We start from the raw sequence: 15,578 nt of genomic DNA, 5'->3' as shown, positions 1-15,578 counted from the left end.
ATACAAATTATTGCAATGTTAGACAGGGAAACGAAAATAAGCCAAGAATATGTTATGTAGAAAGAAAAAGGAAAAGAGGGAATAAGATGTGGAAAACTACGGATCTATGTGATGAATTTGAAAAGGAATTACAAATATGTCGTCAGTCTTTTCGATCTTTTGGGAAGAAAGAACAATTCCACGGGAAAATTGCAACTGTAAAAGTGAAAGATGATAATGTACTAGTGCAGGAAGGATTGCAAACATTACCAGAAGGAACAGTATTAGTTGTTGATGGCGGAGCGTCTACTAATTGTGCGTTACTCGGTGATAATTTGGCAGCTATTGCGGAAGAAAGAAAGTTAGCAGGAATTATTGTGAATGGGTATGTTCGTGATTCTAGTGAACTAAAGAATATTAATATTGGTATTTTAGCGTTAGGAACGATGCCAAATAGAAGTGTGAAAGAAGGAAAAGGAGAACGAAATATTTCATTGCACTTTGGAAAAGTGGATTGGAATCCAAATGAATATGTCTATGCGGATGAAGATGGCGTCATTATTAGTGAAAAGAGTTTACATAGTTAAGAGTTAACAAGTTATTATTCTTAGAAAATAAATCCGATAAAGCGTGGACAAAATTCTTTGTCAATAGTAAAATAATACAGAAATTTAAAATTTACAGAATGTATAGGTTTATCGTTTTACGATAACTTAAATGGAAGTAAGTTGTGCCAAGAAAAGTGAATGTTATCACAATGATACGTTCATAAACAAAATTATTTTTCCTATACAAATATAGCCGCGAATAATGCGGGTAGGAGGTGTTGTACATTTTTGTTCGACACTTACAAAAAGAGAGTGTCAATCGCACGCCCTTGAAGGGCCTTTTTTTGTGTAGATGGTAGTAAGGGAGGAAATTTTGGGATGGCAATGTTGAAAAAATGGCTGCTTACGTCTTTAATGGCAGTGACACTTGTATTTGTTTCTTTTGCGAATACAGTACATATTACGTTTGCTGAAGGAAATACAGCAAAACTTGCAATTATTGGGGAATCACAAAAAGGCATTATGTTATGTCCGAAAGAAGAGCAAATTAAAGATGGGGAAACAGCTTTAAGTTTGCTGCAAAAGGTCATGGGGGACAAAGTAGAATCTGAAACGATGTCGTTTGGAACATATGTAAAAGGAATCGATGGTTTAATGGCTGGGGCTACAAGTGCTTGGCTGTATGATGTAAATGATAAGTCTGCAGAAGTCGGAGCAGATAGTTATAAATTAAAATCTGGAGATGTTGTTGTCTTTCGCTTTGTTTCAGACTGGAGCAATATGAGCCAGGAAACATTGAAAGAAACGTTAGATAAGTTCGGGACTTGTAAAACAGAAGAACCAAAACCAGAAGGCGAAAATGGTAAACCGACAGTCGAGCCAAAACCAGAAGGTGAAAGTGGTAAACCGACAGTCGAGCCAAAACCGGAAGATGAAAATGGTAAGCCGACAGTCGAGCCAAAACCGGAAGGTGAAAATGGTAAACCGACAGTCGAGCCAAAACCGGAAGATGAAAATGGTAAACCGACAGTCGAGCCAAAACCAGAAGGTCAAGATGATAAAAAAACAGAACAACCAAAGCAAGAGAACATTCAAGTTCCAAGTGCACAATTAAATGAAGCCATTTCTAAAACATCAGACAAGATGTTACAAGATGGAATTGAAAGTGATTGGGTAGCTGTAGCGCTTTCTCGTTCTGGAAAGAATGTGCCAATTGAGGCAAAATTAAATTATGTTAAGTCAGTAACTGAAAAAGTAGAAAAGCGTATTAACCGTTTTTCAGCGACAGATTTAGCTAGAACAATTATTATGATGAATGCAATGAGTGCAGACCCTAAAAATGTAGGTGGACATAATTTAGTTCAAAAATTGTATGAGTCAGATAAAGTGAATTCTGTTACAGGTTATGCATTTGCTTTACTTGCATTTGATACGAAGAAGTATGAGATTCCAGTTGAATCAAAATGGAACAGAGTTGCTCTAGTGGAAGCACTGTTAAATAATCAGCATACAGACGGTGGATGGACTTATAATAGTTCAGGTAGTAAAGATAGTGCTAGTAGCGTTGATGTAACAGGTATGGTTTTATCAGCATTAGCTCCTTATCAAGAGCGATCAGATGTGAAACCAGCTATACAAAAAGCTGTTGCGTATTTATATAACGAACAGCTGCAAAATGGCGGTTTTTCAGCTGATGGACAAGAAAATTCAAATAGTACTGCGCAAGCAATTATTGGATTATCACTTGTTAAAGATGTAGATCAAAATCGTCTTCATAAGGCAATGCAAAACCTATTATCATATCAACTTTCAAATGGTGAATTTAAATGGTTACCAAGTGATCAAAATGGTAACGGAATGGCTACAGAACAGGCTCTTTTAGCATTACTTCAATTTAAGGAAATGGGAAAATCTATTTATGATTGGTCTAATGTAGACGCTGGTGATGTAATTAAGCCAAAACCGATTGAAGAGCCAGAAAAGGTCGTTGAACCAGAAAATAATGTAGTAGAAAAAGAAGTTACTGAAGAACCGAAAGAACAAAACCAAGTACAACAAGAAACAAAAGATGAAAATCTAAAAGTAGTTGTAGATAACGAACCGGTTAAGAATAAAAAAATCGGAAACGGTAACAGTCTACCAAAAACAGGAGCATCTTCTCATAGTGCAGCAACAGAAGTAGGTATGGGTGTATTATGTATTGCTTCTGCATATGTATTATGGAGACGTAAAGCAGCTTAACAAAAAATTAGGAGCAATTATTTGCTCCTAATTTTCGTATGAAAGGTGAGAGATAGGATGAGTAAGGTGAAATGGTTCATTTCTTTACTGCTTTCGCTCGGGCTACTTGCCGGATGTGAAGAGGCAGCTGTAAAGCCTGAGAAGAAGGTAGAACCGAAGCAAGAAGAGGTAGCGAAACAAGAAGAACAAAAAGATGAAGCGAAGCCGGAAGAAAAAACAGAAGAAAAGCAAGCTGAATCAGAGCAAAAGCAGCAAGAAGAGCAGAAAGAGAAACAAGAACAAAAAGTAGAAGAGAAGCCGAAAGAGGAAAAGCCGCAGGCACAACCAGAGGTAAAGAAAGAAGAGAAACAACAGGAACAACCGAAAGAACAGCCGGCTGTAAATAAGCAACCAGAGCAGCAACAAGCACAAGAAGAGAAACAACAACCGAAAGCACCAGAAGTAAAAGAAGAAGCAAAGGTTGTGAATCAGCCGAAAGAAACACCGAAGCAGGAGCAAAAGAAAAAGTCAGAAGAGAACAATAGTGTACCAGCTCCACCAACACCGGTACCACCACCAAACCCAGTGCCACCACCAGTACCACCAGTACCTAAAGCAAAACAAGTAACAATCTCGGTAAAAGGAAATAACGGATATATAATGGGTGCGAAAAAGATGGATGTACAAGAAGGCGATACAGTGTATAAAGTATTACAACGTACAGGATTAGATGTTGATGCAAGCGGATCTAGAGATAGTATTTATGTAAAAGGTATTAATGATTTATATGAAAAAGATATTGCGGATACTAGTGGATGGAAATATCGTGTGAACGGTGCTTTTCCAAACCATAGTGCTGGTGTAGCTACGGTAAAACCAGGAGATACAATTGAGTGGGTATACGTATTACAATAAGAAAGGCATTCGGTAAAGGGCTATGAAAATAAGTTTTTCTTCTTTACATCCTTTTGTGAATTTTTTCTATTATATCGGGGTGATGATACTATGTATGATGTGTCTTCATCCTCTTTTTTTAATTGGAGCAATACTATTAATTGTTATTTTAAATGTGATGCAAGGGAATAGCGAAAAGATAAGAAAGATGTTACCAAGCACAATTATTTTCTTTTTTATGGTCATTTTATTTAATTCGTTATTAACGCATAGAGGCCGAACGACATTATTTTGGTTAGGTGATAGCCGTATTAAGCTTGAGGCGATTATGTTTGGAATAGTAATGGGGTTATTACTAGTTGCAGTTATGTTTACGTTTGCGTCATACAATGATATTATTTCCAGTCATAAATTTTTATATCTGTTTTCAAGAATTTCACCGAAAGTTGCATTGTTAACGATGATTACAGTGAGATTTGTTCCTTTGTTTATAAGGCGATTAAAGAAAATCACACTCATTCAAAAGACGAAAGGTGTGCAGGTAGATTCAGGTTCGATAATTGAACGCGTCAAAAATGGTATGCAATTGCTGCAAGTATTATTAATTTGTTCATTGGAAGATGCACTGCAAACGGCAGATTCTATGCAAGCTCGTGGATTTGGTGTAACGAAACGTACGACATATATTCGCTATAGAATGGAAAAACGAGATTGGTATACGCTCAGTTATTTAAGTATTCTATTTATAATTGCTATCATATGTAGTACGTATGGCGGAGGAAAGTTAATCATTTATCCGAAAGTCGAATCTATTTTATTTCAGCAATACGATGGGATGATGTTTATCGTATTTACGATGTTTATTAGTTTACCAATTATAATGGAAGGAAGGGAATGGTTATGGTGGCGCATGCAGAAATAAACAATTTATCATTTGTATATGCTGATGAAAATGAAAAAGCGTTACAGCATATTTCTCTTTCTGTTCAAAAAGGTGAGTTTATTGCACTTGCTGGAGAATCGGGATCTGGGAAGACGACGTTATTAAAACATTTTAAAAAGGAGTTACTTCCAATTGGTACGCGTTCTGGAGAGATATTTTATGAGGATGTTTTAATAGAGGAAGTAGCTGATTTGTTATCTGCCCAAGAAATTGGGATGGTATTTCAAAACCCAGAAAACCAGATTGTTATGGATACAGTGATTCAAGAATTAGCATTTTCTTTAGAAAATATCGGATTACCATCACATATTATTCAAAAAAGAATAGCAGAGCTTATTAGCTTTTTAGGATTTCAAGATTTATTGCATCAATCTGTTCATACGTTATCTGGTGGGCAGAAGCAGCTTGTCAATTTAGCTGCGGTATTAGTTATGCAGCCGAAATTGCTATTATTAGATGAACCGACAGCGCAGTTAGATCCAATCGCTGCAAAAGAGTTTTTAGGATTATTAAAACGGATTAATGAAGAACTTGGAATTACGATTATTTTAAGTGAACATCGTTTAGATGAAGTTATCCCGCTTGCAACACGCGTTGTTTGTATGGATAATGGCCGTATTATGTATGATGGTAGTCCTAAAATGGTTATTACGGATATGTGGGGAGTAGAAACATTCCATCCATTTATTCCGCAAATTCCAAGGCTATTTTTAGAGTGGAATGTGAGAGATATTCCGTTTACAGTGCGAGAGGCGCAAATGAAAATGAATGATTTTACAGCGATATCATATGTAAATGAGCCAATAGCACAAAGTGAAAAGCAAGAGGTAATTTTAAGCGCAGAGCATATTTCGTTCCAATATGAAAAAAATAGTCCGCTTATTTTACGTGATTTATCAGTTTCGATTGAAAAAGGAAAATGGGTAGCGCTCGTTGGGAAGAACGGTACAGGTAAGTCTACACTGTTAACGATTTTAGCGGGATTGCAAAAAGCGAGAAGAGGGAAAGTAAAGTGGAATGGGAAAGTGATACATAAAATTGATTCGAAAGAACGATTTAAAAGTATTGGGTATGTATCGCAGCATCCATATTATCATTTTACATTTGATACAGTGTGGGAAGAAGTGTATGAACGTGCACGTGAATTATACGGAGAACAAGGAAAAGAAATAGCAGAAGATACGCTAAAACAGTTTTGGTTGTATTCGCTTAAAGAACGCCATCCGCACGATTGTAGCGGAGGAGAGCAACAATTACTTGCGTTATGTACGACGTTATTATCAAAGCCGACTTTATTATTACTTGATGAACCGACAAAGGGGTTAGATCCATGGAAGAAAGAAAGAGTAGGAGAACTATTTAGGAAGCTGCAAAAAGAAGGAACAACAATTGTAATGGCGACGCATGACATTGAATTTGCAGCGAAATACGTTGATCAATGTATGATGTTATTTGATGGAACAGTCATTATGAATGATGCACCGAAAGAATTTTTTAGCGGCAACTTCTTTTATACAACATCTATTAATCGATTCATTCGAAAAGAATTGCCATATGCATTAACGTGGGAGGATGTGTACGAAGCGTGTCCAAACGATATGTTGCATTCATAATATGTATCTTTGCAGTAATAATCGGCACATTACTTCTTACGACACTTGTCATGGACGGTTATTACATGTTAAGTAGTTTGTTTATATTAGCAGTTATTATGTTACCTTTCTATATCCGTTTTGAAAGAAAGGCGTTTGTTTCACGTGAAATTGTTCTCGTTGCTGTATTAGCGGCAATTGCAGCAGTAAGCCGGGTGCCATTTTCTATTTTACCAAGTGTACAACCAACTTCTTTTGTCATTATCGTTTCTGCAATTGTATTTGGAAGTGAAACTGGTTTTATGATTGGTGCTACAGCAGCAATCGTATCCAATATTTTTTTAGGACAAGGTCCATGGACACCGTGGCAAATGTTTTCATGGGGCATGATTGGTTTTATAGCAGGTCTACTTCGTAATACATTTTTTATGAAAAAGCTATGGGGAAGACTTCTTTACGGAGTAATTGTTGGCTTTTTATTTGGCTGGATTATGAATTTCTGGGGCCTTCTCGGTTTTATACGAGAAGCAACGTGGGAAACTGTCATTTCGTATTATATCGCAAGTTTTTACTTTGATTTGAGCCATGCGATTTCGAATGTTATTTTCTTATTACTATTTAGTACTTCATGGATTACGATTCTTACAAGATTTAAAAAGAAATACGGTATATTAGATGAGCATAACGTGACATAGAAAAGCATACTCATATAAGGTAGGGTCGCGACTTACATATTCGTTTGCCTCTTTCATGCTTCTTACATATTGTAAGGAGCATTTTTTTGTCAAAAAATTGATTTAATATGCATCCGTTATTATATAAAATTATTTGTATAATGGTAGGTGAGAACTTTTTTCAAAAGTGAGGTGTATAGTTAATGAAGTTAGTTATTCCGAAGCAACATGGTGCATGGGCCATGCTTGTTATTCCTTTTTTATTAAGTGTCATACTTGGGAAACCTACTATTTATCATATTCCATTGTTTTTAGCGTGGTTTTTTATCTATTTAGCCACGTATCCATTTCTTACGTACATAAAGCAAAGACGAAAAAAAGAGTTTTTACAAGCTGCCATTGTTTATTTCAGCATTGCGTTCCTATTTGGGATGATTTCTTTATTATATGAGTGGCGAATTCTTTTATTCTTAATAGTAATGATTCCATTATTTATAGTGAATATGTATTACGCCCGTCAAAAAAATGAAAGAGCACTATTAAATGATATTTGTGCAATCATTGTGTTTTGTATCGGTGGGTTAATTAGTTATTACTTTTCAATGAAGCAAATCGATCATACAGCTTTATTCATTGCACTTATTTCATTTTTATACTTTTTAGGTAGTACGTTCTATGTGAAAACGATGATTCGTGAAAAAAATAACCCGAAGTATCGTCTTATATCTTGGGGATATCATATCTTATTAACGATAATTGTATTTGCGATTAATCCGTGGTGTTCTCTTATTTTTATACCAAGTGTCATTCGAGCAATTGTGTTGTATGGCAAAAAAATTTCTATTATAAAAGTAGGAATTTTAGAAATTGCTAATTCTGTATATTTTTTAATCATAACGGCAATAATTATGAAGTATGCCATTTGAAAAAACTTCCCATCAATAGATGGGAAGTTTTTAATCTTTTTCTAAAATGTGAACGGTGTACTCGCAACGTTGAATAGCTTGTTCAACAGCATAAAGTGATTGTTCAATACGAGCGCGATTAAAATCTTTTTCAACTGTTTCGAGCGCTTCTTCTAAACAATTTTTAGCTTCTTGTAATGATTGAAAAGAATCTTGTACATATCCGCGAGCATTTTGATGCATTTCATAATCCTCCTTGCATGTTCGTATATGGGTAGTATGAACAGTAAGGAAGAAAATATAATTTGTTATATTTATTATATTTGTTTGACAATTAAAGTGGAATTACGTATAGTAAGAATTAAGTGAATATTTTCTTATCCAGAGAGGTGGAGGGACTGGCCCGATGAAACCCAGCAACCGCGATGCAGGTGCTAATTCCAGCAGAACATATTTGTTCTGGGAGATAAGACGAAGATATATACGTAACTTCTTCTTATCGGAGAGGTTTTTTTATTGCAAAAAAACCGATTACGAAAATTTATATTAAGAAGAAAGGGGTTGCGCATTACTGTGACACTCGAAAAATACGTAAAACTGCGTAGTACAGTTTATGAATATATGATAGAGCAAGATAAGCCGATATCATTATTAGATATTCAAGAACATATCGTTTCGCATCATGAAGGAAAATTCACGAAAAAGATGTTGCATCAATTTTATTTATCAAGATTATTAGACGAACTAAAACTGGATGGGAAAATTACATTAGCTGATGAATATCTCTATGCTGAAAAAGGGGTATTGTATAAGGCGAGAAAAGGGAGCTAAGCTCTCTTTTTTTCTTAAAATAACGGAGTATGTAGAGTAAAAGACTGCTAAAGCAGCCTGATACAGGGAATGGTGTTGAGTGTGTAGTGTCAAAAATTGAATGTGCCTGAAAGAGGCAATTCATATCGGCTGCAAATGAAAAGAGACACCTTCGCCGAATAGGTGTCAGTCATTTTGTCATATAGACTTGCTATTTGACAGTTATTAGAATAACATGCAGGGGTTGTGGAAGTCAAAAGGGAATTAAAGGAAGAGGTGTTGTTATGTATGCTTATTTAATAAAAGAACTATATAGGCATATTCCGAAATATATTATTGATAGAGGATATGAATATTATGAAGATGGACATGTAGAAGATGTTGAAGTACATGATAATAAAGTATTTGCTTTTGTGAATGGTAATGCAGGAAATTATGAAGTCGTTATCGACCTCAAAGATTTTTCAGAAAGTAACTGTGAGTGTCCCTATGAAAATTATTGTAAACATATGGCGGCAGTTGTTTATGATATTCAAGGCACTGGTGAGAGTGCAGTTAAAGAGAAACTGAAAGATTTAGAAAAGGAAGAGTTACTTACTGTATTAAACCGTTTATTACAAAGTTCGAAAAACGTGCAAATTGTAGAGAAGTTGTTAAAGAAGGGGAAACTTTAACTTATAGAGGGAGTTGTTATGTAGTGAATGTACTAATTGTATACGCTCATCCTAATCCTTCAAGTTTTAACGCGGCGATTTTAAATCATGTGCAAAAAGGACTACAGGAAACAAATCATTCAGTTACCGTACTTGATTTATACAAAGAACAATTTGATCCAGTCCTCGTGTTTCATGAAGAGAAGAAAAGACGTGATTTAGTAAATGAAGAGGAAACAGCTCGGTACAGAACGTTAGTAGAAGAAGCAGATACACTTCTATTCATCTATCCAATATGGTGGTGGGGGATGCCAGCAATTTTAAAAGGATTTATCGATCGTATTTTCGTAGCTGGATTTGCTTATAAATATGAAGGGGCTCTGCCGAAAGGATTATTGCAAGGGAAAAAAGCATGGGTTATTAATACGTTAGACTCGCCTCTATGGTACGTCGCATTGTTATATCGATCAGCAGATTGGATTATGATGAAGAGAGGTGTTTTACGTTTTTGTGGCATTCGCGATATAAAACGGTCAGTGTTTCAATCTGTGAAAACGAGTAAAGTATCAAAGCGTGAAAAATGGTTATTACAAATAGAAGAAAAGGCTCGTACATTATGAATGAAGTCGACCGTATTATAAACTGTGTTCAGTATGATGGCGAACTTTTTCGGAAGTATGTTACGCGTTTACTTCAATTGAAAAAATGCAGCGATACATTTCAACAAATTCAAATTGAGTTAAGAAATGACTACTTGATAAGAGGAATTTGTGAAAGAGAAGTTGATGAGGTAGTACGGGGAAGTAAAGAATATGAAATGCATTTTCTTCCTAAAGTATTACAGTGGAATTTTTTGAGGGAAAATCCATATCTAATTGAAAAAGTGTGTGAAGATTTTTTTGCGTTTGAGGCATTACATCTTAAGGACGTAGAGTGGAATACAGTTATAAATTGCATGGGAAATAAATGATTTATTATGTAAAAAAACTAGTATAAAACTAGCTTTTCGTTTAAATAAATAAGAAGTATAGACTAAATGATAAAACCCGCATATAGTAAGTTCACAACACAAAATCCCATAATGTCACGAGCACCTAAACCAGCTATCGCTAATGCTGGTAATGCCCAGAAAGGTTGAAAGGAACGGTATTTGAATATTGATCTAGTTGATTAATATGCAGCAAGTGCAAAAGGATTTTATTTTCTTTTGTGGAATGTTATTTATATTTACCTTATTAAAATTTAGAAAGGAGAATATTTATGAAACATTCCTTAATGGAGACAAATTCAGAACCAGAAAAGAAAGAATCGTTGCTTACACGATGTGCAAATATATTTTCGAGATGGTCTCAGAAATATGTCCCGGATGCCTTTGTTATTGCAGTGCTGCTCACTTTATTTACTTTCATTATAGCTTTGTTGATGAATCCCTCAAATCCGTACAAAATCGTAAAATCTTGGGGGGATGGGTTTTGGACTTATTTAACGTTTACAATGCAAATGGTATTGCTAATGGTTACAGGGATGACGTTAGCTTCTGTCCCGTTTATTAATAGAGCCTTGCAGTCTGTTGCAAAGTTAGCCGATACACCTCAAAAGGCCTATACGATGACATTTTTGATCAGTGCAATTGCATACTATATCAATTGGGGGCTAGCCGTAGTTGTGGGAGCTATCATTGCAAAGGAAGTAGCAAAAAAGAATGCGAATGCACATTTTCCATTACTTGTAGCAGCTGCTTATGCTCCGACAGCCTTATATAGCGCAGGTCTCTCCAGTTCTATTGGCCTGACAATTGCCACAAAGGATCATTTTCTTGTAGATATGATTGGAATTATTCCTACCTCACAAACAATCTTTAGTTACTCTACTTTAATTATTTTTTTCACTCTATTCATCACGATGCCAATTATTATTGTACTTATGGCTCCCAAAAGTGGGATTATCAGCTATAAAGCAATCGAAACTGATACAAATTCTTTTGTAAAACCTCCTCAAAAAAGTTTAACTCCTGCGGAAAAACTGGAATGGACACCAGTTTTAGGAATAATATTAGGCGCAATCGGCACGTTGTATTGTGTTTATGAATTCATGAACGGTCATAGTTTAGATTTAAATATCATTAATTTGTTTTTCTTGTCACTTGGTTTGCTCCTACATGGTTCTCTTGGTAACTTTGCACAAGGATTTAAAGAATCTGCGCAATCCATTTCTCCAATTATCTTACAGTTTCCATTTTATGCAGGGATTATTGCTGTTTTAGGTAGTTCAGGTTTGGGAAGCTCAATCATTGAATGGATGGCATCCATTGCGTCAAAGGATACATTTGATATATTTACATATTGGTCAGCGGGGCTGGTAAACTTATTGGCGCCATCTGGCGGGGGGCAATGGGCTTTACAAGGACCACTGCAGGTCCCGGCAGGATTGAAGTTAGGTGTAGATCCGGCTACTATCGCTATGGCGGTAGGTTGGGGGGACGCATGGACAAATTTGATTCAGCCGTTCTGGGCATTACCTCTTTTAGGTGTGCTGGGATTGAAAATTAAAGACATTATGGGTTATTGTTTCATTCTTTGCATTTGGGTTGGCATAGTTACAAGTTTATTGATGTTATTTGTATATTAGCTTTAATAGGAATGCCAATACTATCAAGTAATACTATTAAAATGAAAAAACCTATTCTTTCTATAAATATATAGGAAAGGATAGCGTTTTTTTATGTCTATTCTTGTATCTGATGAATTACAATTATTTGCTTAAGAATTTTAAAGATTGTTATCTTCAAATATCTTACGAGAGATTACTAGGGATGTTGGTTTTGTGCAACAAACAGATAGGTACCAAGCAAGTATTTAGTTACTTTATATGCTTGGATGAGTCAAAATACCACTAAAACTTCTTTCACATGTATGGAATGTACGGTTTTTTTATCCACAAGCTGTTCTTTATCAAGCTCAGCATGATGATCACCATTAACACTATGGTTGAAAGTATACAATATGGTATGGCAGAACCGAGAGTGTTGGAAGTACTACGAGAACTGTTGGACATTATTAATAAGCGACAATAAAAATTTTTTCCTGAACGCAAGAGGAGTTTTTTATTGGGAATAGTAAGGGTGAGGGGAGGTGCATTACATATGGGAAAAGGTAGAAGTAATAATGCAGGTAAAAAGCAACCAAATTTCGATGATTCATCTAATTTCGCTAAACAAAGCCAACCGACAGAAAAGAAGAAGAAATAAAAAAAAGGATCTCTCTATATCAAGAGAGATCCTTTTTTACTATATTGACGTTTTAGCACAACAGATCGAGTGTTCAATTGAATAGTCATAACTGTGCAAGGTTTAAACTCCTGCTTCCACTACTGTGGAAGCTTTTCTAAATGATGTGCAATATCAATATACATATTTGAATAAACCGAATGTATTTCATTACTTGGCGTTGCGTTAGAAGAGAAATGAACGATTACCATATTTGCTTTTGGATCGATGTAAAGTGTTTGTCCGTAACTACCTAACACTTCGAAAGCACCTTGTTCATTGTGGGGAATCCACCATTGATTATGATAAGAAATAGAAGCGCCACTACTAATTTCAAGTTCACCTTCTTGTACATTTTTTACACTTTCTGTAATAGAAGAAGGGAGAATTTGTTTTCCGTTATATTCCCCGTTGTTTAATAGTAATTGCCCGAATCTCGCCATATCTCTAGCATTTGCATTTAAGCCAGCGCTTGCTTGTTCTATTTTCATTTCATCTGTAACATAATACGCGTTTTCTTCCATACCAATTTGAGACCAAATTCGTTCGCTTACATTTTCAGCTAGTGATTTACCAGTAATAGTTCTAATAATCCAAGCAAGCGTTTCTGTTGATCCGTTATTGTAAGAAAAGGAAGAACCAGGCGGTGCAGTTTCTTCGGCTTCCCGTAACATATCATAAATTTTCATCGGACCGTCGTAATTTTTGCCGCGGGGTAAAATATTGCTAGCTAAATATAATTGTGCATCTTGATTTTCTAGCCCAGGTTGCTCATATCCATGAGTAGGATATTCAGCTGAAACTTGCATGTCCATTAATTGCTGAAGTGTGGCATTACCGAACGGTGTGTTTTTTAATTCTTTTATGTAAGTGTCAGCTGTTTTTTCTAAGTCAATACGTTTTTCTTCAGCGAGAGATTGTATAATTGCCCCGGTAAAGACTTTTGCTAATGATGCCATACCATGAGGTTCATTCTGTTTATACTCATTGAAATATCGTTCATAAACAAGTTGTCCATTATGTACAACGACAAAAGCATCTGTTTTGTTATCGTCTAAAAGTTTTTTTAGAGGAGTTGTATTTCCGAATCTACGCTCCACAGCAAAATCATCTAAGTTTTGCAATGCGGAAGGGAAGTGAGCAATTTGGTCAGGGTTGTTTTTTACGTTATTAACTAAAGTGAATTCTTTCATATGTGTATACGACCAACGTAAGTAAGGGGCATTTAACCAGTTTTCTTTTGTCACATTATGTTTTGATGGGGTCGTTTTATTATGTTTGAAGTAAGTAAACCCAAGCCCTGTAATTACAAATATGAATGTTAGTATAAGTAAGAGTAGGGGAGATTTTTTTAGTTTCATATATGGTCCTCCTTTTTATTTCTACTATAAGTATACGCTCGTCTTGAAAGAAATACAAAATAAGGAAAGTAAACGGGGAAGTTTACTTTCCTTATTAACGTTAAGCGGAAATTTTTCCGTCTGTAGGTTGTTTCTTGAATTTTTGTTTTCGTCCGTGTAATCCGTAATATAAAAGTAAAGTGAACGCAACGATAATAGCTGCGATAAAATACATATTATGATAACTGGATTTCGCTGCGACAATACCTAAAATGAAAGAACCAAAACCAATACCACTATCAAAGAATGAAAAATACGTAGCTGTCGCAGAACCACGTCTATGGTTTGGGGCGGCAGAAATTGCAATCGTTTGGAAACTCGGAATTAATGTTCCGTAACCTAAACCGATTAGCATACCTGCGCCAAGGAACCAAAATGAAGTTTGTGCTTGGCTTAATATGAACATTCCGATTGTGAAAATAATGATTGCAGGGTAAACGAGTACATTTTCACCGAAGCGATCAAAAATCTTTCCTGTAAATGGACGAGAAATGACAACAACAAGTGCGTATACAATAAAGAAGTAACTTGCAATTTCACTTAAACCGAGTTCTTTCGCATAAATAGGAATAAAGGATAAAATACCACTATAAGAAAAGGCTAAAACAAATCCTGTAAGTGCAATCGGAATAGAAGATGGTTCGATTAAGTCTTTCCATTTCATTTTTTCACGTTTTTGTTTGCTAACAGGTGCTTCGTGAGGAATATCGACAAGTAGCCCTAATAAAAATGCAAGTAATGAAAATACGGAACAAACGATAAATAACACAGTAAACGAAAAATGAGAAATAATTGTTAAACCTAAAAAAGGACCAATTACCATCGGCAGACTCATAAATACGCCGAAATATGCAAGTGCTTCGCCTCGTCGATGAGCTGGCGCAACATCAGTTACAATCGTACCAGTAGCTGTCGTTGCCATCCCGAACCCAATACCGTGTAAGAAGCGAAGGGCAAGTAATAAGAATAAACTTTGCGCACCGAAATACATAACAGTAGCGGCTAAAAATAATGAAAGTGAAATAAATAATATTTTCTTTCTTCCTAAATCATCGAGCCATTTTCCTGTGAATGGTCTACATAAAACAGAAGAAATAAGAAACACAGTTGCAACTAAACCAATTTCCTCAGGTTTTCCTTTTAGGCCGTCTATTACATAGACAGGCAGAGTAGTCATAAGCATGTAAAATGTTAAGAAGAGAAATAGACTACTAAAACAAGTTCCGAGGAAATCCTTCGTCCAAAGTTTCTCACTTTGCATCGTCATCCCTCCAATTTAATCTAAATTTTTAATAATTTGTTGTAACATTTGAAATGCTTGATGTAAATCATCTTCGTTAATACCTTCTAGCGTTTTTTCTTCGAAAGTGTCAACTTCTTCTTGCCATACTGGAATCATCTTTATCGCTGTTTCGGATAAAGAAATAAGCTTCTCGCGGCGATCTTTACCTTCTGTACGAATAATCCATCCCATCGTTTCCATACGTGTTAACGTACGAGTCATCGTTGGTGATTCAACATTTAAATACTGGCATAATTCTGTTTGCGTACAAGAACCAGTTTGATTAATGCGGAAAATAACAGCCCATTGCGCACTAAATAACCCTGTTGGAGATACACGTTCATTAAATTTCTTCGTAAACTTTCGAGAAGTCTGGCTGACGATGTGAAAAAAATGTTGTTTTTCGTCCATGT

General features: G+C 35.6%; 16 protein-coding genes, 1 pseudogene and 1 riboswitch. Of the genes and pseudogenes, 12 read left to right on the top strand and 5 right to left on the bottom strand.

The features are described 5' to 3' along the window. The first annotated feature begins 86 nt into the window (after positions 1-86). From rraA to ACYFX0_RS01035, 7 genes are all read left to right on the top strand, one after another. Positions 87-566 (top strand): ribonuclease E activity regulator RraA, encoded by a 480-nt coding sequence (rraA, locus tag ACYFX0_RS01065; protein ID WP_000266045.1) that lies wholly within the window; start codon positions 87-89, stop codon positions 564-566. Positions 567-905: 339 nt separating this feature from the next. Continuing rightward, the gene (locus ACYFX0_RS01060; RefSeq protein ID WP_106103373.1) at positions 906-2,768 is read left to right on the top strand and encodes a DUF4430 domain-containing protein; all 1,863 of its coding nucleotides are present in this window, start codon (positions 906-908) and stop codon (positions 2,766-2,768) included. A 57-nt stretch (positions 2,769-2,825) separates the two neighbouring features. Continuing rightward, a complete protein-coding gene (locus tag ACYFX0_RS01055) occupies positions 2,826-3,662 on the top strand; it encodes a DUF4430 domain-containing protein (protein ID WP_016077454.1) in 837 nt (278 codons plus the stop codon). A 22-nt stretch (positions 3,663-3,684) separates the two neighbouring features. Then, positions 3,685-4,563, top strand: a complete 879-nt coding sequence (locus ACYFX0_RS01050; RefSeq protein ID WP_016077455.1) for an energy-coupling factor transporter transmembrane component T — start codon at positions 3,685-3,687, stop codon at positions 4,561-4,563. Further along, positions 4,536-6,197, top strand: a complete 1,662-nt coding sequence (locus ACYFX0_RS01045) for an ABC transporter ATP-binding protein (protein ID WP_460269689.1) — start codon at positions 4,536-4,538, stop codon at positions 6,195-6,197. Before ACYFX0_RS01050 ends, ACYFX0_RS01045 begins: the two co-directional genes overlap by 28 nt. Beyond that, positions 6,170-6,871, top strand: coding sequence for an ECF transporter S component (locus ACYFX0_RS01040; protein ID WP_000044907.1), 702 nt, complete (start codon positions 6,170-6,172; stop codon positions 6,869-6,871). The genes ACYFX0_RS01045 and ACYFX0_RS01040 overlap by 28 nt, the downstream gene beginning before the upstream one ends. Before the next feature lie 182 nt (positions 6,872-7,053). Continuing rightward, positions 7,054-7,776 (top strand): YwiC-like family protein, encoded by a 723-nt coding sequence (locus tag ACYFX0_RS01035; protein ID WP_000779977.1) that lies wholly within the window; start codon positions 7,054-7,056, stop codon positions 7,774-7,776. Positions 7,777-7,806: 30 nt separating this feature from the next. On the opposite strand, the gene ACYFX0_RS01030 is transcribed toward ACYFX0_RS01035, so the two are convergent. Beyond that, entirely contained in the window at positions 7,807-7,998 is a 192-nt protein-coding gene (locus tag ACYFX0_RS01030) for a hypothetical protein (RefSeq protein WP_000554032.1), read from the bottom strand. Positions 7,999-8,129: 131 nt separating this feature from the next. Continuing rightward, positions 8,130-8,228: riboswitch (SAM riboswitch) on the top strand. 100 nt (positions 8,229-8,328) lie between these two features. Here ACYFX0_RS01030 and ACYFX0_RS01025 point away from each other — a divergent pair. The 4 genes from ACYFX0_RS01025 (at position 8,329) to ACYFX0_RS01010 (ending at position 10,188) form a co-directional block, all read left to right on the top strand. Then, entirely contained in the window at positions 8,329-8,586 is a 258-nt protein-coding gene (locus ACYFX0_RS01025; RefSeq protein WP_000171476.1) for a hypothetical protein, read from the top strand. A gap of 263 nt (positions 8,587-8,849) precedes the next feature. After that, the gene (locus ACYFX0_RS01020) at positions 8,850-9,239 is read left to right on the top strand and encodes an SWIM zinc finger family protein (protein WP_000271475.1); all 390 of its coding nucleotides are present in this window, start codon (positions 8,850-8,852) and stop codon (positions 9,237-9,239) included. Between the two features lie 23 nt (positions 9,240-9,262). Beyond that, positions 9,263-9,838, top strand: coding sequence for an NAD(P)H-dependent oxidoreductase (locus tag ACYFX0_RS01015; RefSeq protein ID WP_001101653.1), 576 nt, complete (start codon positions 9,263-9,265; stop codon positions 9,836-9,838). Then, positions 9,835-10,188, top strand: a complete 354-nt coding sequence (locus ACYFX0_RS01010) for a hypothetical protein (protein ID WP_001006485.1) — start codon at positions 9,835-9,837, stop codon at positions 10,186-10,188. Before ACYFX0_RS01015 ends, ACYFX0_RS01010 begins: the two co-directional genes overlap by 4 nt. A gap of 40 nt (positions 10,189-10,228) precedes the next feature. On the opposite strand, the pseudogene ACYFX0_RS01005 reads toward ACYFX0_RS01010, so the two are convergent. Beyond that, positions 10,229-10,355: pseudogene (locus ACYFX0_RS01005) on the bottom strand (TIGR00366 family protein); the annotation flags it as partial. Between the two features lie 123 nt (positions 10,356-10,478). Here ACYFX0_RS01005 and ACYFX0_RS01000 point away from each other — a divergent pair. Continuing rightward, positions 10,479-11,846 carry a short-chain fatty acid transporter gene (locus tag ACYFX0_RS01000; protein WP_000682890.1) on the top strand — a complete coding sequence of 456 codons (1,368 nt, stop codon included), beginning with the start codon at positions 10,479-10,481 and terminating at the stop codon, positions 11,844-11,846. A 738-nt stretch (positions 11,847-12,584) separates the two neighbouring features. Here ACYFX0_RS01000 and ACYFX0_RS00995 read toward each other — a convergent pair. The 3 genes from ACYFX0_RS00995 to ACYFX0_RS00985 form a co-directional block, all read right to left on the bottom strand. Further along, complete coding sequence (locus tag ACYFX0_RS00995; RefSeq protein ID WP_106082291.1) at positions 12,585-13,844, bottom strand: serine hydrolase domain-containing protein; 1,260 nt, start codon at positions 13,842-13,844, stop codon at positions 12,585-12,587. 100 nt (positions 13,845-13,944) lie between these two features. Then, positions 13,945-15,144 carry an MFS transporter gene (locus ACYFX0_RS00990; RefSeq protein WP_001190320.1) on the bottom strand — a complete coding sequence of 400 codons (1,200 nt, stop codon included), beginning with the start codon at positions 15,142-15,144 and terminating at the stop codon, positions 13,945-13,947. A gap of 15 nt (positions 15,145-15,159) precedes the next feature. After that, positions 15,160-15,576 carry a MarR family winged helix-turn-helix transcriptional regulator gene (locus tag ACYFX0_RS00985; RefSeq protein ID WP_000343679.1) on the bottom strand — a complete coding sequence of 139 codons (417 nt, stop codon included), beginning with the start codon at positions 15,574-15,576 and terminating at the stop codon, positions 15,160-15,162. Between the last annotated feature and the right edge of the window lie 2 nt (positions 15,577-15,578).

The sequence above is a fragment of the Bacillus sp. NEAU-Y102 genome, from assembly GCF_054788175.1.
Note: the sequence above shows the minus strand (reverse complement) of the source record. Positions and strands in the feature narration are given on the sequence as shown.

Bases quoted from the DNA above. Each gene is read 5' to 3' on its own strand.
- ACYFX0_RS01050 (WP_016077455.1), top strand. From the start codon at position 3,685: ATGAAAATAAGTTTTTCTTCTTTACATCCTTTTGTGAATTTTTTCTAT.
- ACYFX0_RS01020 (WP_000271475.1), top strand. From the start codon at position 8,850: ATGTATGCTTATTTAATAAAAGAACTATATAGGCATATTCCGAAATAT.
- ACYFX0_RS00985 (WP_000343679.1), bottom strand. From the start codon at position 15,576: ATGGACGAAAAACAACATTTTTTTCACATCGTCAGCCAGACTTCTCGA.
- ACYFX0_RS01060 (WP_106103373.1), top strand. From the start codon at position 906: ATGGCAATGTTGAAAAAATGGCTGCTTACGTCTTTAATGGCAGTGACA.
- rraA (WP_000266045.1), top strand. From the start codon at position 87: ATGTGGAAAACTACGGATCTATGTGATGAATTTGAAAAGGAATTACAA.
- ACYFX0_RS01010 (WP_001006485.1), top strand. From the start codon at position 9,835: ATGAATGAAGTCGACCGTATTATAAACTGTGTTCAGTATGATGGCGAA.
- ACYFX0_RS01000 (WP_000682890.1), top strand. From the start codon at position 10,479: ATGAAACATTCCTTAATGGAGACAAATTCAGAACCAGAAAAGAAAGAA.
- ACYFX0_RS00990 (WP_001190320.1), bottom strand. From the start codon at position 15,144: ATGCAAAGTGAGAAACTTTGGACGAAGGATTTCCTCGGAACTTGTTTT.
- ACYFX0_RS01030 (WP_000554032.1), bottom strand. From the start codon at position 7,998: ATGCATCAAAATGCTCGCGGATATGTACAAGATTCTTTTCAATCATTA.
- ACYFX0_RS01035 (WP_000779977.1), top strand. From the start codon at position 7,054: ATGAAGTTAGTTATTCCGAAGCAACATGGTGCATGGGCCATGCTTGTT.
- ACYFX0_RS01045 (WP_460269689.1), top strand. From the start codon at position 4,536: ATGGTTATGGTGGCGCATGCAGAAATAAACAATTTATCATTTGTATAT.
- ACYFX0_RS01055 (WP_016077454.1), top strand. From the start codon at position 2,826: ATGAGTAAGGTGAAATGGTTCATTTCTTTACTGCTTTCGCTCGGGCTA.
- ACYFX0_RS00995 (WP_106082291.1), bottom strand. From the start codon at position 13,844: ATGAAACTAAAAAAATCTCCCCTACTCTTACTTATACTAACATTCATA.